The organism is Rhizobium sp. YS-1r, from assembly GCF_000757525.1.
Lineage (GTDB): Bacteria > Pseudomonadota > Alphaproteobacteria > Rhizobiales > Rhizobiaceae > Neorhizobium > Neorhizobium petrolearium.
Genome location: NZ_JPYQ01000055.1, coordinates 112786 through 130271 on the forward strand (window position 1 = coordinate 112786; position 17486 = coordinate 130271).

A 17486-nucleotide genomic window follows, 5' to 3' on the forward strand; every position below is an offset into this window, starting at 1 on the left:
CATTTCCATGGCAAAGACAGCATTGGTCATCAGCGCCCATTCGGCCGATTTCGTCTGGCGGTGCGGCGGTGCGATCGCCCTTCACGAGGAGAAGGGTTATGAAGTCACCGTCGTTTGCCTTTCCTATGGCGAACGCGGTGAAAGCGCCAAGCTCTGGAAGAACCCGGGCATGACGCTGGAAAAGGTGAAGACCGAGCGCCGCAAGGAAGCGGAAAACGCCGCGAAGGCGCTCGAAGTTACCGATATCCAGTTTTTTGATCTTGGTGACTATCCGCTCGTCGTGGATCAGGAAGCCAAGTTCAAGCTAGTCGAAGTGATCCGCAAGGTGCAGCCGGAATTCATGCTCTCCCATTCCAGATGGGATCCCTACAACACCGACCACATGTATGCGACGCAGGTGGCGCTCGACGCGCGCATGATCGCCCAGGCCTGGGGCCATAATCCGGGCGAGAAAATTCTTGGCGCGCCGCAACTCTATCTTTTCGAGCCGCACCAGACCGAACAGATGGAGTGGAAGCCGGACGTCTTCCTCGACATTTCGCCCGTCTGGGAGAAAAAGTGGGCGGCTATCCAGTGCATGGAAGGCCAGGAGCACCTGTGGCATTATTACAAGAATGTCGCCGAGAACCGGGGCAACCATTTCATGCGCAATTCAGGCGGCCAGTCCGGCGGGCGCAAGTCGACCCATGCCGAAGGCTTTCAGTCGGTCTTCCCGCGTACTGTGGATGAACTCTGATGTCGGTCGTCGTCCAGAACATCGAGCGTGCGGATCAGTCGGTCATCGACCGGCTGGCCGTTTGCGGCGTCGCTACAGTGCATGAAGCGCAGGGCCGAAAGGGCTTGCTCGCCAGCTATATGCGGCCGATCTATCCGGGCGCGCGTCTTGCGGCGAGTGCCATCACGATCTCTGCGCCTCCCGGCGACAACTGGATGCTGCATGTGGCGATTGAGCAGATCAAGCCGGGCGATATCCTGCTGCTCGCCCCGACGAGCCCCTGCGAGGATGGTTATTTCGGTGATCTCCTCGCAACGTCCGCCCAGGCGCGCGGCTGCAAGGGCCTGATCATCGATGCGGGCGTCCGTGACGTGGTCGATCTCACCGCCATGAAGTTCCCAGTCTGGTCGAAGGCGGTCTATGCCCAGGGTACCGTCAAGGAGACGCTCGGTTCGGTCAACATCCCGGTTGTCTGCGCCGGCGCCTATGTGCGGCCGGGCGACGTGATCGTTGCCGATGACGACGGCGTCTGCGTGGTTGCCCGCGAGGAAGCCGAAGCGGTTGCCAAGAAGGCGGAAACCCGGGTCGCCGCCGAAGAAGACAAGCGCAAGCGGCTCGCGGCTGGCGAACTCGGCCTCGATATCTATAACATGCGCGGCAAGCTCGCCGAAAAGGGCTTGAAGTACATTTAAGCGTGCGTTTTTGCGTCATCCTCGGGCTTGTCCCGAGGATCTACTGACATCGGCCGTCGCAGATCCTCGGGTCAAGCCCGAGGATGACGGCGGAGAAGGTTGAAACCTTTTCCGCCATACGCGGCAGCGAAAGTTGCTTCTCCTTTTCCGACAGGGGAGAAGAGGAGGTTGGAGAATGACTGACACTGAAACCGGCGTCCGCTGCATGTGGATGCGTGGCGGCACCTCCAAGGGCGGATATTTCCTCGCCTCGGACCTGCCGGCCGATCGCGACGACTTCCTGCTGCGGGTCATGGGTTCGCCCGATCCCCGCCAGATCGATGGCATGGGCGGCGCCCATCCGCTGACGTCGAAGGTGGCGGTGGTCCGGAAATCCGAGCGGGAAGGGGTCGATGTCGACTATCTCTTCCTGCAGGTTTTCGTGGATCAGCCGATCGTCACGGATGCGCAGAACTGCGGCAACATCCTTGCCGGCGTTGGGCCTTTCGCCATCGAGCGCGGCTTGGTGCCAATCAAGGGCGAGAAGACCGAAGTCTCCATCTTCATGGAGAACACCGGCCAAATCGCGATCGCTACGATCGAAACACCTGGCGGGAGGGTGAATTACAAGGGGGAGGCCGGGATCGACGGAGTGCCGGGAACGTCAGCGCCCGTGCCGATCGTCTTTGCCGACACCGCCGGCTCCTCCTGTGGTGCACTGCTGCCGACCGGAAATTCGGTCGATGAGATAGAAGGTATCGCCTGTACGCTGATCGACAACGGCATGCCCTGTGTCGTGATGCGCGCCGATGCATTTGGCATCAGGGGCACCGAAAACCCCAAGGAGCTTGAGGCGAACCAGGAGTTGCGGGCCAAGCTGGAGGCGATCCGGTTGAAAGCCGGGCCGATGATGAACCTTGGCGAAGTCACCAAGAAATCCGTGCCGAAGATGACTATGGTGTCGGCGCCGACGGCGGGCGGGGCGATTTCCACTCGCACCTTCATCCCGCATTCCTGCCATGACGCTATCGGTGTACTCGGAGCGGTCAGTGTCGCCACGGCTTGCCTCCTGCCGCAAGGGCCGGCATCCGAACTGGCCGTTATCCCCGAGGGCGACGAGAAGCTGTTATCGATCGAACATCCGACGGGGGAGATGAGCGTGGTTGCCACGATGAAGGGCAACGAAGTCGATCGCGCTGCGGTTCTGCGTACGGCGCGCAAGCTTTTCGACGGCATCGTTTTCACAGGTTAACCACAGGGGCAAGATATGAGGATCTCATTCTTAGGCTTCGGTGAAGCGGCGCGCGCCTTTCACGATAGCCTTGCGCCGAAGCTGGAACATGGCGAATTCCGGGCCTATGACCTGTTCCTCGATCACGCCGACAGCGCCGACGAGATGCGGGCGGCGATGACGAGCCGCGGTATCAAGTCCGCCCAGTCTCCCGCAGAACTCGGCGATGCCGAATGGATTTTCAGTGCCGTCACCGCCGACCAGAGCTTGAACGCTGCGCAGTCTATCGCTCCGTATCTCGGCCAGGGGGCGCTGTTCATCGATATCAATTCCGTTTCTCCCGGGCGCAAGCGTGAGACCGCGGCCCTCATCAACGGCTCGGGTGCCGATTATCTCGACATGGCCGTCATGGCGCCGGTGCATCCGAAAGGCCACGCGACGCCGGTCCTGCTCGCGGGCAAGTCGGCAGCCGAGTTGCTGAGGCGCTTTCGCGGCCTCGGATTCAATGTCGAGGTCGCTGGGGAAGCGCCCGGTTCGGCAACCGCCATCAAGATGGTGCGCTCGGTTTTCGTCAAAGGTTTGGAAGCGATCACGGTCGAAGCGCTGCTCGCAGCCGAAGCCTCCGGATGTTTCGAGGAAATCTTGTCCTCACTGTCACAAAGCTTTCCCGGGCTCGACTGGTCGAAATTTCCTGACTATCAGTTCGAACGCACGACCCGTCATGGTCGCCGCCGTGCTGCCGAGATGCGGGAAAGCGGCGTTACGCTCGACGCGCTCGGGCTTAACGGAGGGCTTGCCCGGGAGATCGCGGTCGTCCAGGACGCAATGGCTGCCAGTGGCATCCAGCCGGACGACAATCTGAAGGACACCGTCGCACGTGTTCTCGCTGCACGCCGCCAGTTGAAATAGCGCCAAAAACCTCGAGCTTGTGCTGTATACGCGTCAGCTGCCGGCCGGAGAATGCAGCTCGTCATCCACAGCCTGGCGGTCTGTATACATCGGGCTTGGCCAATTCGTCAGATGTGGCTAAGATTTCCAGATCGACGGGCGCGGGCGCGCCAGCCTCGACGCAGGAAGGTGCTGATTTGGAAGAGACCGCAAGAACGACCCACACGATGCGCGCACTGATGGAGTTGCGCAAGAAGATATTGAGCGGCGACTATCCCGGCGGCACCCGGCTTTTCGAGGTTCCGCTCGCGGAGACGTTGCAGATTTCCCGTACACCGGTACGCGAGGTGATGTCGCGCCTTGCTGAAGAGGGACTGCTTGACCGTCTGGCGAATGGCGGTTTCGTGGTGCGAAGCTTCACTTATGCAGACGCGGTCGACGCGATCGAACTGCGTGGCGTATTGGAAGGAACCGCGGCGCGGCTCGCTGCCGAGCGCGGTGTTTCTCAAGCCGGATTGGACCAGCTTCGGGACCTTCTGGCGCGGCTTGAGGAATGTTTCGGCCAGGCATTGGATGAGGTGGATCTGGAAGCTTATTCCGAGGCGAATGCCAAATTTCATGCAGGCCTCGTTGAACTTTCCGGAAGCACGGTGATCCAGCGCGAAGTCGACCGAGCCACGCGGCTTCCCTTCGCTTCGCCTTCGGCGTTTCTTTCCGGCCGGGCACATGTAGTCGCCTTCCGTCAATCCCTTCACATCGCGCAGGACCAGCATCGTTCGCTGGTGTCGGCGATTGCTGGCCGGGAAGGTGCGCGGGCGGAATTCATCGCTCGCGAACATGCGCGCATTGCCCGCAAGAACCTCGAATATGCCGTCTTCGAGGATCCGGAATTGATGCTGACGGTTCCGGGCCTCGTCCTCCTCAATTCCTGACCGGTTCGTCACGAGTTTTCCGCTGAACGGAAGCCTTCGGTTTACTAATCCGAGGGCGACTGTCAGCCTGCCGAATATTCCCCCTTGCATTTGTGCGTTGATGTCGTCATGTATACATCAGACTTCAAACCACAGGGAGGAATTCCGTGACTCAAGCCAATCTTACTCAAGTTTTGAAGGATGCCGGCAACACCGTAGAGCATCTGCGCAACTCCAAGACCGGCATCTATGTATACCCGGTTGTTGCTCCGGAGTTTTCCAACTGGCGTTCCGAACAGGCTGCATGGCGTGAAGGCGCCGTTCTCTTTGACCAGTCGCATCACATGGATGAATTGGTCGTCGAAGGTCCGGATGCCGCCAAATTCCTCGAAAGCCTGTCGATCAACAGCTTCGCCAATTTCGGCGTCGATCGCGCCAAGCACTATGTTCCGGTCACGCCCGCCGGCCACGTCATCGGCGACATGATCATCTTCCGCGAGACCGAAGAGAAGTTCGTTCTCGTCGGCCGCGCTCCGACCGCCAACTGGCTGCTCTACAACGCTTCGCTCGGCAAGTATAACGTCAAGCTCACCCACGACCCGCGCTCCCCGTCGCGTCCGGATGGCAAGCTGGTTACCCGCATCCATTACCGTTTCCAGATCCAGGGTCCGGATGCGCCGAAGGTCTTCGAGAAGATGAACGGCGGCCCGATCCCGGAAATCAAGTTCTTCCATGTCGACTGGATCAATGTCGGCGGCCGCAAGGTCCAGGCTCTGCGTCACGGCATGGCCGGCGCTCCGGGTCTCGAAATCTGGGGTCCGTATGCGGAGAAGGACGAAGTCCGCGCCGCCATCATCAAGGCAGCTGAAGACGCAGGCGTCGACCTGCGTCCCGTCGGTAGCCGCGCCTATGCCACCAACACACTGGAATCCGGCTGGATTCCGTCGCCGCTTCCGGCGATCTATACCGGCGCCGAACTGCAGGCTTATCGCGATTGGCTGTCGGCGCAGAGCTACGAAGCCAGCGGTTCGATCGGCGGCAGCTACGTCTCCGACAATATCGAAGACTACTACCTGAACCCCTACGAGCTGGGTTACGGCGTCTACGTCAAGTTCGATCACGACTTCGTCGGCCGTGCAGCCGTCGAGAAGCAGAAGGAAACGCCGCAGCGCCGCAAGGTCACCTTCGAGTGGAACTCGGACGACGTCGTCAAGGTGATCGCCTCAGCCTTCCAGCCGGGCGAGCAGGCTGCCAAGTGGATCGACTTCCCGCTCTCCAACTACGCCTCGTCGAGCTTCGACAAGGTTCTGAAGGACGGCAAGGTCGTCGGTCTCTCCATGTTCAACGGCTATAGCTACAACGAGCGCTCCATGCTGTCGCTCGGCGTCGTCGATGCGGACATCAAAGAGAACGACATCCTGACGTTGATCTGGGGCGAGCCGGATGGCGGTACCTCCAAGACATCGGTTGAGCAGGGCCATAAGCAGGCCGAGATCCGCGTTCGCGTCGCGGCTGTGCCCTATGCCCAGGAAGCACGTGAAAATTACGCCGAAAGCTGGCGCACAAAGAAAGCCCTCTAACTGCATGGCGTGCGAGAACGGGTTTCTCGCACGCCGCTCCGTCCATTTCGGCCGGGCGTTCATCTTGGAGCAGACGGGGGAGGATCAAGGATGGCACTTTTAAATCTTTTCAAAGGAAAGCAGGAAGAGAGGTTCGTGGAGCCGGCCAGCTTCAGGGAGCTCATCGAGGAGTATTCGATCGAGGTCATGCCGCGCACGGCGGCGAAGATCGAAGACTTCAAAGCCCTGCTGCCAAAGGGTACACGGGTGTATATCGCCCATATCGACGGCACGCCGATCGAGGAGATGGTCCAGACGGCAAAACGCCTGAGCATGGACGGCTTTCCCGTGATGCCGCATTTCCCGTCGCGCATTATTCCAAGCGCTGCTACCCTTGAAGATTGGATCAAACGCTACCACAACGAAGCGGGGATCGAACAGGCGCTGCTGCTCGGAGGTGGCGTCTCGACCCCGGCAGGCGACTTCGACAGCTCGATCCAGCTTATCGAGACTGGCCTTTTTGACCGATATGGCTTCAAGCGCCTGCATGTTGCCGGCCACCCGGAAGGCAACAAGGACATCGACAAGGATGGCGGCACGAAGATCGTCGACGACGCGTTGAAGTTCAAGCAGGCCTATTCAGAACGCACCGATGCTGAAATGGCAATCACCACGCAGTTCGCTTTCGATGCCAAGCCGGTCATTGCCTGGGCCGAACGCATTGCAGCCGCTGGCATTACGCTGCCGATCCATCTCGGCATCGCCGGACCAACCAAGCTGCAGACGCTCATCAAATTTGCGATCGCCTGCGGTGTCGGTCCGTCCCTCAGCGTCCTGCAGAAGCGCGCGCTCGATCTGAGCAAGCTGCTTACACCCTATGAACCGGACGAGTTGCTGAAGAATATCGCCGACTACAAAGCTGTTCATCCGGAAAGCCTGATTCAATCCATCCATGTCTTCCCGCTCGGCGGTATCCGTGCCAGCGCCGAATGGATGAACGAACAACTGGCCGGGGAGCGCAACGTCGCTATGTGATTTTCCTGGGGCGAGGCGTGTGTTGAACTCGCCTCGCATCCGCTGCCGGGAGGAGTAAGGCAGGGGAGGATATCGAGGGATGAACTATCCCAATCTGCGCCATATTCGACTGTTCTGCGCCTGCCTGCGTGCCGGCTCGCTGACGCAGGCTGCCGATATCGTCGGAGTCACTCAACCCGCTGCATCGCAAGCGATTTCCCGCCTTGAAGATCTCTTTGGCGCCCGTCTTCTGGAGCGTGGCCCTGGCCATGCCATGGCAACGCCGGAAGGTCGCGTCGTACAGGCCCGTTCCCAGCGGGCGCTGGAGCTTATCCATACCGGCTGCAAGGAACTCCAAGTCGATACCGGATCGCGCAGTTTGAGTACCGATACACGGTTGACGATCTCTCACCTTAGGGCATTGCAGGCTTTTTCCCAGGCGGGAGGATTTCCGGGGGCGGCACGCATCCTCGAGCAGTCTGGAGCCGCGGTTCAGCGTACGGCGCGCAACGCGGAAGCGATTTTGGGAGTAGGCCTTTTCGAGGCAGACGGAAGGATCACGCGGCTTACCAGCGCCGGTCATGCGGTCGCCCGATGGGCCGGCCTTTCTCTGAAAGAGCTCGGCAATGCCATGGAGCAGGTGCAGGAACTGCGCGGCAACTTCGACGGCTTGATATCGATCGGCGCGCTACCTATGGCGCGTACGACGATCGTACCCGACGCGATCGCGTTACTGGCTTCCACCTATCCGTTGGCGCGTTTCGAGATCCTGGAGGGCAGCTATGAGCAGCTTCTCAGCGACCTCGAAATGGGACATATCGATTTCCTCATCGGCGCTCTCCGCAGCCATGTAGCGCCCGTACTGGTTCAAGAACCGCTTTTCGATTTCCGGCTCGCGGTTGTCGCCGGTGCCGGCCATCCGCTTTCGGACAAGGTGGACGTGTCAATCAACGATCTTGCCGCGTACCCCTGGGTCGTGGCGCGCAAAGGTACGCCGAACCGCAGCACGTTCGACGCACTGGCGGCGTCGTTTCCGGAAGGGCGGCCGAAACAAGGAACTGTAGAGACAGGTTCGCTGACGGCGCTACGCGGCATTCTCATGCAATCGGATCGATTGGCATTGCTCTCCCGGCATCAGCTGAGGCATGAACTGAAAGCCGGGTTCCTGACGCTCCTGAATTACGAAGTGCCGGCGATGCCGCTTTCCATCGGGATCACCACGCGCTGTAACTGGCATCCGACCGCCCTTCAGGCGGAATATTTGTCGGCGATCCGCCGGGTCGTTACGGGGGAGGCGACGGCAAATGCCTCAGAGGGAGCGCGTCTATCCACGTTGAAAGCAGCCGAATAGCGCCACTTGCCATTGCAGATTTCGTGTTTATCGTTATTTCCGCTTATGTTCGGCCGCCCGATGTCGCGCCGTTGAAAGAGAGCGGGAGCATCTTGATAAAGAAGGCCGTCAACAGTCTCGAACGCCTGCAAGCTGTGCTTGACGTTTTCACTGAAGACCGTCTGGAATGGACGCCGGAAGAACTGATGGAAGAGCTCGGCTACAGCCGACCGACGCTCTATCGCTATCTGAAAATTCTGAAGGACCGTGGATTCCTCACGTCGATGCCCAATACCGGATTCACGCTCGGGCCGAGAGTGGTGGAGATGGATTATCTCCTCAGGAAATCCGATAATCTTATCCTGTCGGGGGCACCGTATTTGCGGAAGCTCACCGAACGGTATGAGTGCACGGCGCTTCTGGTCCGCTGGTACGGGGAGAAGATTCTCTGTGTCGATTCCTTGAGTTCCAGCCATGAGGCGATCAGCAGTTATCCCCGCGGCAGGCCGATGCCGCTCAGTCGCGGCGCGATCGGTCGTTCCATCATCGCATTTCTGCCGCGACGCAATCTGGTGCCGCTGATCAAGCGCACGCTTCACGAATGGCAGGCGGCAGGCGTCGGCGGCACCGTGGATGCCGTCCTGAACGGACTCAAGTCGGTCCGCAAGAAGGGGTATGCCGTGGCCTATGGCGAAGTGACACCGGGCGTTACCGGTTTTGCCGCGCCAATTTTCGATGCCGGCCAAAGCCCTATCGCGAGTTTTTCCGTGACGATAGCTCAGGATCAAGCCAGGGGTCCCGCCGTAGAGGAGATCGGTCTGGAAGTTCGCCTTGCAGCCGGTGAAATCAGCGCGGCACTCGCTTCTCACAGGCATAAAATTTCGCGTCAATAATCTCATATTGCAAGAAAATTTATTGACTTTCGGCGAGCGTCTTCGCATCTTGGCGCGACGGAGCGTGGCCGTGACGTTGGCATATCTCCGCTCGCAGATTTTTTGGAAGCTTCGGCGCACTGTACTTTTCGAACTCGTGGTGCCGCACGGAGCAAATCAGGAGGAACCATTCCATGAAGAAGATCGATATTTTCAATCACATCTGGCCGAAGCCGTTCTTCGATCGCCTGATTGGCTATATCGGCACCATGACGGACGTCACCATGCGTAGCGGCGCGGTGCCGATGATGACCGACCTCGACCGTCGTTTTCAGGTCATGGACATGTTTGGCGGAGATTATCAGCAAGTCCTGTCGCTCGCGTCGCCCCCGCTCGAAAAGCTTGCCGGCGCCGAGCGTGCGCTTGACCTCGGTCAGATCGGCAACGACTCCATGGCCGAACTTTGCCAGAAATATCCGGAACGCTTCCCTGCCTTCATCGCCACGGCGCCGATGGAAAATGAAGAATGGATGATGAAGGAAACCAGGCGTTGTATTGAGGATCTCGGTGCCTCCGCCATACAGATCTTCACCAACTACAGCGGCAAGCCGCTCGATCTGCCGCAGTTTGAGCCCTTCTTCGAATATATGGCGAAATCCGGCAAACCGGTCTTCCTGCATCCGTCGCGTGGCGCAAACTTCCCGGATTATCTCACTGAAGACCGTTCGGAATACGAGATCTTCTGGACCTTCGGCTGGCCATACGAGACCTCGGCGGCCATGGCTCGCCTCGTCTTCTCGCGTATCTTCGACAAGTACAAAGGCTTGAAGGTCGTCACCCACCATGCCGGGGGAATGGTGCCCTTCTTCGAAGGCCGCGTCGGCGCAGGCTGGGACCAGATGGGCAAGCGCACTTCCGATCGTGACCTTTCGGTCGTGCTGAAGGCGCTGGAGCGGCCGCATTTGGAATATTTCAAGGAATTCTACGCCGATACGGCGAGCTTTGGCTCGACCAAGGCCGTTGAACACGCGATCGAATTCTTCGGAGAGGACCGTGTCGTGTTCGCATCCGATGCGCCGTTCGACCCGGAAGGCGGCCCGATGTATATCCGCGAGACCATCAAGGTTCTCGACAACATGAACATCTCCGATGCCACCCGGCAGAAGATCTATGAGGGCAATGCCAAGAAGCTGCTTGGCCTGAAGTAAGCGATTACTATTTTGTACCTTCCCAAACGCGCGGATCCCAGGGTCTGCGCGTTTTTCATTGTCCCGGCCCTGCAAGCCGGGCGATATAGCGTTCTGCCGACCGGGTGACGATCTCCTGGCCGTTTCTTCGAACATTCTGGTGCGAAAAGGCGCCATAGATGCGTTCGAACGGCCAGGGTGCCAGCCGCTCGGCAACATCTGCGACTTCGATGGCGCTGAGCGGCAGCATGTTGGGATAGCTCCACATGAAGGAAACATAGTCGGCGCCAGGTGTCACCTGCACGATGTCGCCGGCGAACAGCACGCCTTGGCCATCATCGCTTGCCCAATGCAGCATCGTACCGCCGGCGAAATGCCCACCACCGCGGACAAGCGTTATGGCGGAGGATAGGACAAGTGCATCGTCCTCCCACAACCGGATGTAATCCGAAGGGCGGCAGACCCACTCCTTGTCGGCGGCATGCAGATAGATTGGCGCATCGAAGGCCGCAGCCCAATCCTGCATCGTCGTGTAATAATGCGGATGCGAAATGGCGATGGCGCTCAAGCCGCCCAGAGCCTGAACGATCGCCTTCGTGGCATCATCGAGTAACGCGATGCAATCCCAAAGCACGTTTCCCTCCGGGGTCTGGAGCAGCAATGCGCGTTGGTTGATCGCGAAGGCTGGGACGGTCTGGATCGCCATCAGGCCAGGCTCGAGCTGGAGCCAAGCGTTGCGATGTGTTCGTGCGAGTTTCTCCGTGGTCGTCCACGCCTGACCGGAAGCTGGAACGTACTGACGTTCATCATTGCAGATCGGGCAGGCTGCTGGCACTTCTTTCGTCTCACCAAAGGACGTGCCGCAAGCGGAGCAGAGAAAAACAGTCATCGAATCCTCCCTCGTTATTGGATCGTGCTGTCATGAAACAGATAAGAAATGATATTCGCGGCAGAAAGGAAAGTGTTGCTTGTCATGTGGGCAATCGGGAGGACCACATTCGCACTGATGGATTCATCTTTTCCAAAGGCAGCCGCGTTAAGGTCCGCGCTAATTTTCTTCGCGCACTGAGGATCGGATGACGAGCCCGAAGACGTCACGGCTGCTGAACCTGGATATCCTGCGCCTCATTTCGGCGTTGATGGTGCTGACGTTCCACTACGGTTTCCGGATGTGGATTTCGGGCGAAGGCGGCGGCCTAGGCTTTCCGGAACTGGCACCTGTCGCCATGTGGCTCGATACGGGTCTGCTGATCTTCTTCGCGATTTCCGGCTATGTCATCACCATGTCGGCGGAGGGGCGTTCTGCCTATGATTTTGCCGCGGGGCGTTTCGCCCGGCTCTGGCCGACCTTCATCGCCTGTGCGAGCCTAACGGCAGTCGTGCTTACCATTTGGCCGGTGCCGACCATCGATCCCCCGACCGTCGGACAGTGGCTGGCGCATGCTGTGATCATCTCGCGCGGGTTTGGACAGCCATTCCTCGACGGGGCCTATTGGACGATCGCCTACGAGATGATCTTTTACGGCTGGGTCTTCCTGATGATTGCGACGGGCGTTTTCAATCGCGGCTGGCGCGTTGTCTTGCTGGCTTGGCTGGCAATTTCCGTCGTCAACGAGATGACGATCGGCAGCGGTGCGATTCAGAAACTGCTGATCACCGAATATTCCGGATACTTCGCCTTCGGATTGGCGCTTTATAAGACGCAAAAGCAACTCTCGATGGCGAGCCTCCTCGTGTTGACTGCGGCTGCCTGCTGGGCGATTGTGACGCCGTTCCTCACCGAGCCGGATTTCGTCGAAATGTACGGACTGAACCGGAGCACTTTAGGCCTTGCTTCGATCGGGCCACTGGCGCTCGGCGTGATGACCTTGTGCGCGACAGCGCCGTCGCTGCGTATCTCGCCAGCACTGGCGGTCGGCCTCGGTGGGCTAACCTACCCGCTCTATCTGCTCCACCAGAACATCGGTTACGCCGTCTTTGCGCATTTCGGCACGGAGCAGAACCGCTGGGCTGTGGCTCTCATGCTGATTGTGGTCCTGCTTCTCGTCTCTTGGGGGATCGCCGGAACCGTCGAGCCAAGGGCGCGGCGGGCGATCATCCGTCTCTCCCTCCGCCTCAAGGAAGTATTCCTGCGGTTCAAGTCGCGGGATGCCTTCGAAACCCAGCAGTCGGTCAAGAAGTAGGCCCGGTTATTGCGGCAGGTGCCCGAGAGGCAACGGGACTATTTCCTTCAGAGTGCGGATTGCGAAATTGCTGCGAATATCGCTGACGCCCGGCAGGTTGAGCAGCGTGCCAATCAAAAGTTGCTCATAGGCGGCCAGATCCGGCACCACGACCTGCAACAGGAAATCCGCCTCGCCCGACACGAGATGACAAGCGATCACTAGAGACACATTCTGGATCGCGTCGCGAAATGCATCGGGTGCGGCCCCATGATGGCGCTCGACCTTGATGCCGACGAAGACCGTCAGTCCGAGCCCCAGTTCACCGCGGCTCAGGTTTGCGTGATAGCCGGCAATCACGCCCGCCTCCTCGAGAATCTTGACCCGCCGCAGACATGGGGACGGTGACAGGCCGACCTCATCGGCAAGTTCCACATTGGTCAGCCTTGCATTGCGCTGCAGGGCGGCAAGGATTTTCCTGTCGATGGCGTCAAGCTTCAGGCTTGGCATACATTTAATACATTCAGCTCTGAATTAGCTTCTTATGCCAATTTTATCTCATATTCTGGTCATCTTCGCAAGGACATGCCTCGGCTCCCGGCACTAAAATCACAGTGGACTAAAGGAGATCGACATGACCGACCTCTGGATTTTTCTAGGTACGTTGACCGTGGCCTATCTGGTCCCCGGGGCGGATATGGTGCTGGTTCTGCAGACCGGGACGGTGCGGGGGCGATGGCATGCCCTGGCGGCTGCTATCGGGCTCGGTATCTCGCGCGGTGCTCATGTGGTATTGGCAGCGCTTGGCCTCGCGGCATTGCTGAAGACCTCTCCGATTGCCTACGAGATCGTCAAGATCTTCGGCAGCCTCTACCTTGTGTGGCTCGGGATCAATATCCTGAGGGCGGCTTCTCTCCTGCCTGAGCCGGGAATGATGGCGGGGAAGCAGCCTGCCTCCTATCGCGGCGATATCGGCCGCGGCATGCTCACCAATTTCCTCAATCCCAAGCCGCTGCTGTTCTGCTCTGTGCTGTTGCCGCAGTTCATCCGCCCGGCGGAAGGGGACGTCGCGGCGCAGTTTCCGTTCCTGGGCATCGTTCTGGTTTTCGTGGGGTTTGCCTTCGATACGATGCTGGCCTCTGCGGGCTCGGCGCTAGGTCGCTTCCTGAGGTACCATCCTCTCATTCAGGCTATCCAGAAGTGGATGTTCGCATCGCTGCTGATCGGCTTTGGTATACGCTTGGCGCTGTCCGGCCGACCGCAATAGTCAGGCGAAGGCTTTGTGGTTGGTCCTGAGATAATCCATCAGGTCTGCCGCCGGCTTGGAAAGCGGCCGGCGAAGCGAGGCGATCTGGCGCACGTCGAAGGTCAGATCGTCGCCGGCGAAATCAAGTTTTGCGAGCAGGCCGCGTTCGATATCGACCGCCACGCTTCTTTCCAGCGAGCAGGCGATGCCGACGCCGGCCGCCACGAATTCGCGCAGGAACATGTATTCCGTCGCCTGGGCCGCGACCTTCACATGTGCGATGCCGGCATTGGCAAGCAGTTTCGAGACGCCGCGCCCGAACTGTGAGGATGGCGGTGGGCCGACGAAGTCGTACCGCGCTATATCCTGCGGCCTGATTCGACTGCGGCAGGCGAGCGCGTGGTTCGGGGAGGCGATCAGCACCAGCTTCTCCCGCCCGATGATCTCGGCGTGCATGCCGCGGATATCCTCGTTGCCGAGAAAACAACCGACGTCCGCCAACCCGTCACGTACTTCGGAAAAGACATCCTCCTGCTTGCCGATGCGCAGGACGAGCTGGATATCCGGCCGAGCCAAGGCGAAATCGGTGATTTCCTTCTTCAGCACGTAATTCGCGAGGCTGCGCTGGCAGGACAAAACCACCTGCTGACCTGTCTCTCCGCGAATTTTTATCACCTCGGCCCGCAGGTCGTCGGCTTCCGCTAGCAGTTCGCGCGCATGTTGCAATACGCTTCGACCGATCTCGGTCAACAACGGCTTGCGGCCGCGCCGGCGCACGAAGACCTGGCCGCCGATTTCCTTCTCGATCGCCATGATATGCGCGCTGACGGAAGGTTGAGCGATGCCGAAACGATCCGCGGCGGCCGCGAAGCTTCCCTCCTCGACCACTGCAACCAGGACTTCCATGCGCCGAAGCGTGACATTGAACATGGTGATAACCTATAGCCTATAGGCTATCAAACCTAAAGCCTCCAAACCCGTTGCTAGTTGTCGTTCGAATGGATGAAATGCTGTTCGAGGATGAGGAATGACCTGGAACATTCTGATTTGGGAGCCTGATGGGACCACCGTCAGCCGGAGCGTTCCTGTCGCCTGAGGCCGAGGTTTCGGCCAATCCCTGAAGAGACAGCATTCCGCGCGCCGTGGCGTGCGGACAGGAGGACGCATGAATATTGTCGGAATTGATATTGGCGGTACGTTCACCGATCTTGTCGGTTATGTCGACGGAAAGATCGTGACGTCGAAGACCTCGACGGTGCCGGCCGATCCGACCCAGGGCATCGCCCGCAGCCTGGAACTCGCCGATTGCGACCCGAATGAGCTCAACGAAATCCTGCATGGCTCGACCATCGCCATCAACACCGTGCTGGAGCGCAAGGGCGCCCGCACGGCGCTGATCACGACGAGCGGTTTTCGCGATGTCTACGCGATCGGCCGCTCGAACCGCATCCAGGCCTTCAACCTGTTCTTCAAGCGCCCGCAGCCGCTCGTGCCGCGCAGCCTGACCTTCGAAATTCCGGAACGCGTCCTGGCTTCCGGCGAAGTTCTGCAGGCCCTCGACGAGAGGACGGTCGCGGGCATCATCGCGGAGATCGAGGCCGCCGGCGTCGAATCCGTCGCGGTCTGCCTGCTGCATTCCTGGGCCAATCCTGCTCATGAACGTCGCGTCGGCGATATGCTCCGCGAGGCGCTGCCGAATGTCTTCGTCACGCTGTCGCATGAAATTCTCCGCGAATACCGTGAATACGAACGCTCCTCGACCACCGCGCTCAACGCCTTCGTCGGCCCGCGCGTCGAAGGTTACCTGAAGCGGTTGGAAACCTACCTCCGGTCCGGCGCCTTCGGCGGCAAGATCCATATCATGCGCTCTAACGGCGGCGTCATGTCGATCGGCCAAGCGCAGGAACAGCCAGTATCAATGATGGAATCCGGCCCGGTTGCCGGCATGATCGGCGCGGGGCGTCTTGCGAAACTGCTTGGTCTGAAGCGCTGTATTGGTTTCGACATGGGCGGCACCACCGCCAAGTCGAGCCTGATCACCGATGGAGCGCCTGCTATCGAAACCGGTTATGTCATTGGCGAAGAGGCCGATGGCCAGCCGATGCAGCTGCCGGTCGTCAATATTGTCGAAGTCGGCGCCGGTGGCGGTTCGATCGCCTGGGTCGACAATGCCGGCGGCCTGCATGTCGGTCCGCAGAGCGTCGGCGCCGATCCGGGCCCGGCTTGCTATGGCAAGGGAGCGGATCTGCCCGTTGTGACCGATGCGGATCTGATCCTCGGCCGCATCAACCCGCAGCGCTTCCTGAACGGCGGCATGCCGCTCGACAAGTCCGCGTCCGAAAAGGCGATGATGAGCAAGGTCGGCACGTCGCTGGGGCTCAATGCGGTGGAAGCAGCACTCGGTGTCGCAAAGATTGCTGACACGTCCATGTCGCTTTCGGTGCGCGCCGTCTCGATCCACAAGGGCATTGATCCGCGCGATACGGCGATGATCGCCTTCGGCGGCGCAGGTCCGCTGCATGCGATCGCGATCGCCCGCGAAATCTACATCCCGCAGGTCATCATCCCGAAGCTGCCCGGCACCTTCTCCGCGCTCGGCATGCTGATGGCCTCCTGGCGCCAGGATTTTGTGCAGACCTTTATCGGCCGGATCGGTGAACTGTCGGAAGACGCGGTCAACAAGGTTTATGCGGAACTTGTCGCCAGCGCCCGCGAGCAGATGAAGCGCGACGGCATTTCCGAGACGGAAGCAGATTACCGCTTCTTCGCCGACCTGCGTTATGTCGGCCAGGAACATGCGATCTCCATCCCGATCGAGAGCACAGCCCAGCTTTCCGGCGATACGAGCGAGGTCCGCAAACGCTTCGACGCCGAGCATGACCGCCGCTACAGCCAGTCGGCGCCGACCGAAGCGCTCGAGATCGTCAGCCTGCGCCTGGTTCTCACCGCCGCCCGCACCGACAACGTCGCCGAGGAATGGCTGTCGCGTCCTTGGGAAGCCGAGACGGAAGCCGAAGTCGGCAGCCGCGACGTGGTGTTCGACGATCCCGCAAAGCCCCTGAAGACAGCCATCTACTGGCGCCCGGTGCTGCCGGCCGGCTTCAAGCTCACCGGCCCCGCGGTCATCGAAGAACCGAATTCCACCATCCTCATCCATCCCGGCGACGAAGTGGTTGTCCACGAAGCCGGCCATCTTCTGGTGACGCTCGCCAAGCAGAGCGAGGAATAAGACATGACCCTCCAGAAAAACGATCCGATCACCGTCGAAGTCGTCCGCAACGCCATCGTCGCCTATGCCGACGAAATGGCCGAGGCGCTCTGCAAATCCGCCTACAACATGATGATCTACGAGGTCCGCGATTATTGCTGCGGCCTGATCGACACGACCGGCCGGATGATCTCGCAGAACCGCGGCGGCCTGCCGATCTTCCTTGCCGATCTTGGTATCGCGGTCGAGGACGGCATCAAGAAATACGGGCTCGGAGGGTTCGCCGAGGGCGATGTCCTCGTAATGAACCACGGCCATATCTGCGGCCAGCACCTCAACAACGTCGTCGTCTACGCGCCCTGCTTCCATGAAGGCGAACTGATCGGCTTTGCGGCCAACCGCGCGCACTGGGTCGATATCGGCGGCGGCCGCCAGGGGTTCGGCTCCAATGCGACGACGGACATCTTCTCCGAAGGCTTGCAGATGCGGTCC

General features: G+C 59.9%; 17 protein-coding genes. 14 read left to right on the plus strand and 3 right to left on the minus strand.

Going from position 1 to position 17486, the window contains the following annotated elements:
* The first annotated feature begins 7 nt into the window (after positions 1-7).
* From JL39_RS23400 to JL39_RS23445, 10 genes are all read left to right on the plus strand, one after another.
* On the plus strand, positions 8-736 hold the full coding sequence (locus JL39_RS23400; protein ID WP_037156479.1) for a PIG-L deacetylase family protein: 729 nt from the start codon (positions 8-10) through the stop codon (positions 734-736).
* Positions 736-1407: a 4-carboxy-4-hydroxy-2-oxoadipate aldolase/oxaloacetate decarboxylase gene (locus tag JL39_RS23405; RefSeq protein ID WP_037156481.1), complete on the plus strand. Its 672-nt coding sequence runs from the start codon at positions 736-738 to the stop codon at positions 1405-1407. The genes JL39_RS23400 and JL39_RS23405 overlap by 1 nt, the downstream gene beginning before the upstream one ends.
* Before the next feature lie 175 nt (positions 1408-1582).
* Positions 1583-2638: a 4-oxalomesaconate tautomerase gene (locus JL39_RS23410; RefSeq protein WP_081952967.1), complete on the plus strand. Its 1056-nt coding sequence runs from the start codon at positions 1583-1585 to the stop codon at positions 2636-2638.
* A gap of 15 nt (positions 2639-2653) precedes the next feature.
* Positions 2654-3526 carry an NAD(P)-dependent oxidoreductase gene (locus tag JL39_RS23415; RefSeq protein ID WP_037156485.1) on the plus strand — a complete coding sequence of 291 codons (873 nt, stop codon included), beginning with the start codon at positions 2654-2656 and terminating at the stop codon, positions 3524-3526.
* A gap of 206 nt (positions 3527-3732) precedes the next feature.
* The gene (locus JL39_RS23420) at positions 3733-4437 is read left to right on the plus strand and encodes a GntR family transcriptional regulator (RefSeq protein ID WP_052183082.1); all 705 of its coding nucleotides are present in this window, start codon (positions 3733-3735) and stop codon (positions 4435-4437) included.
* A gap of 146 nt (positions 4438-4583) precedes the next feature.
* Positions 4584-5996, plus strand: coding sequence for an aminomethyltransferase family protein (locus tag JL39_RS23425; protein ID WP_037156489.1), 1413 nt, complete (start codon positions 4584-4586; stop codon positions 5994-5996).
* A 90-nt stretch (positions 5997-6086) separates the two neighbouring features.
* Positions 6087-7010 carry a methylenetetrahydrofolate reductase gene (locus JL39_RS23430; RefSeq protein WP_037156492.1) on the plus strand — a complete coding sequence of 308 codons (924 nt, stop codon included), beginning with the start codon at positions 6087-6089 and terminating at the stop codon, positions 7008-7010.
* A 79-nt stretch (positions 7011-7089) separates the two neighbouring features.
* Positions 7090-8340, plus strand: coding sequence for a LysR substrate-binding domain-containing protein (locus JL39_RS23435; RefSeq protein ID WP_052183083.1), 1251 nt, complete (start codon positions 7090-7092; stop codon positions 8338-8340).
* Positions 8341-8432: 92 nt separating this feature from the next.
* The gene (locus JL39_RS23440) at positions 8433-9212 is read left to right on the plus strand and encodes an IclR family transcriptional regulator (RefSeq protein WP_037157237.1); all 780 of its coding nucleotides are present in this window, start codon (positions 8433-8435) and stop codon (positions 9210-9212) included.
* 173 nt (positions 9213-9385) lie between these two features.
* Positions 9386-10399, plus strand: a complete 1014-nt coding sequence (locus tag JL39_RS23445; protein ID WP_037156494.1) for an amidohydrolase family protein — start codon at positions 9386-9388, stop codon at positions 10397-10399.
* A gap of 55 nt (positions 10400-10454) precedes the next feature.
* Here the strand turns inward: JL39_RS23445 and JL39_RS23450 are convergent, their stop codons facing one another.
* A complete protein-coding gene (locus JL39_RS23450) occupies positions 10455-11267 on the minus strand; it encodes an MBL fold metallo-hydrolase (protein WP_037156495.1) in 813 nt (270 codons plus the stop codon).
* 187 nt (positions 11268-11454) lie between these two features.
* Here JL39_RS23450 and JL39_RS23455 point away from each other — a divergent pair, with 187 nt between their 5' ends.
* Positions 11455-12561, plus strand: coding sequence for an acyltransferase (locus tag JL39_RS23455; RefSeq protein WP_037156497.1), 1107 nt, complete (start codon positions 11455-11457; stop codon positions 12559-12561).
* Positions 12562-12567: 6 nt separating this feature from the next.
* Here the strand turns inward: JL39_RS23455 and JL39_RS23460 are convergent, their stop codons facing one another.
* The gene (locus tag JL39_RS23460; RefSeq protein WP_037156499.1) at positions 12568-13050 is read right to left on the minus strand and encodes an Lrp/AsnC family transcriptional regulator; all 483 of its coding nucleotides are present in this window, start codon (positions 13048-13050) and stop codon (positions 12568-12570) included.
* A 124-nt stretch (positions 13051-13174) separates the two neighbouring features.
* On the opposite strand from JL39_RS23460, the gene JL39_RS23465 reads away from it, so the two are divergent.
* Positions 13175-13807: a LysE family translocator gene (locus JL39_RS23465; protein WP_037156502.1), complete on the plus strand. Its 633-nt coding sequence runs from the start codon at positions 13175-13177 to the stop codon at positions 13805-13807.
* Here the strand turns inward: JL39_RS23465 and JL39_RS23470 are convergent, their stop codons facing one another.
* Positions 13808-14716 carry a LysR family transcriptional regulator gene (locus JL39_RS23470; protein WP_037156504.1) on the minus strand — a complete coding sequence of 303 codons (909 nt, stop codon included), beginning with the start codon at positions 14714-14716 and terminating at the stop codon, positions 13808-13810.
* Between the two features lie 235 nt (positions 14717-14951).
* Between JL39_RS23470 and JL39_RS23475 the strand changes: the two genes are divergently transcribed.
* Together JL39_RS23475 and JL39_RS23480 are read left to right on the plus strand one after the other, a co-directional pair.
* Positions 14952-17015 (plus strand): hydantoinase/oxoprolinase family protein, encoded by a 2064-nt coding sequence (locus JL39_RS23475; RefSeq protein WP_052183084.1) that lies wholly within the window; start codon positions 14952-14954, stop codon positions 17013-17015.
* Between the two features lie 3 nt (positions 17016-17018).
* Positions 17019-17486: hydantoinase B/oxoprolinase family protein (locus JL39_RS23480; RefSeq protein WP_200883999.1), on the plus strand; the 468-nt coding region annotated here is incomplete at its 3' end.

Excerpts from the sequence above, each read along its gene's own strand:
- JL39_RS23430 (WP_037156492.1), top strand. The coding sequence starts at position 6,087 with ATGGCACTTTTAAATCTTTTCAAAGGAAAGCAGGAAGAGAGGTTCGTG.
- JL39_RS23400 (WP_037156479.1), top strand. The coding sequence starts at position 8 with ATGGCAAAGACAGCATTGGTCATCAGCGCCCATTCGGCCGATTTCGTC.
- JL39_RS23420 (WP_052183082.1), top strand. The coding sequence starts at position 3,733 with ATGCGCGCACTGATGGAGTTGCGCAAGAAGATATTGAGCGGCGACTAT.
- JL39_RS23465 (WP_037156502.1), top strand. The coding sequence starts at position 13,175 with ATGACCGACCTCTGGATTTTTCTAGGTACGTTGACCGTGGCCTATCTG.
- JL39_RS23475 (WP_052183084.1), top strand. The coding sequence starts at position 14,952 with ATGAATATTGTCGGAATTGATATTGGCGGTACGTTCACCGATCTTGTC.
- JL39_RS23445 (WP_037156494.1), top strand. The coding sequence starts at position 9,386 with ATGAAGAAGATCGATATTTTCAATCACATCTGGCCGAAGCCGTTCTTC.
- JL39_RS23455 (WP_037156497.1), top strand. The coding sequence starts at position 11,455 with ATGACGAGCCCGAAGACGTCACGGCTGCTGAACCTGGATATCCTGCGC.
- JL39_RS23415 (WP_037156485.1), top strand. The coding sequence starts at position 2,654 with ATGAGGATCTCATTCTTAGGCTTCGGTGAAGCGGCGCGCGCCTTTCAC.
- JL39_RS23460 (WP_037156499.1), bottom strand. The coding sequence starts at position 13,050 with ATGCCAAGCCTGAAGCTTGACGCCATCGACAGGAAAATCCTTGCCGCC.
- JL39_RS23405 (WP_037156481.1), top strand. The coding sequence starts at position 736 with ATGTCGGTCGTCGTCCAGAACATCGAGCGTGCGGATCAGTCGGTCATC.
- JL39_RS23410 (WP_081952967.1), top strand. The coding sequence starts at position 1,583 with ATGACTGACACTGAAACCGGCGTCCGCTGCATGTGGATGCGTGGCGGC.
- JL39_RS23470 (WP_037156504.1), bottom strand. The coding sequence starts at position 14,716 with ATGTTCAATGTCACGCTTCGGCGCATGGAAGTCCTGGTTGCAGTGGTC.
- JL39_RS23450 (WP_037156495.1), bottom strand. The coding sequence starts at position 11,267 with ATGACTGTTTTTCTCTGCTCCGCTTGCGGCACGTCCTTTGGTGAGACG.
- JL39_RS23435 (WP_052183083.1), top strand. The coding sequence starts at position 7,090 with ATGAACTATCCCAATCTGCGCCATATTCGACTGTTCTGCGCCTGCCTG.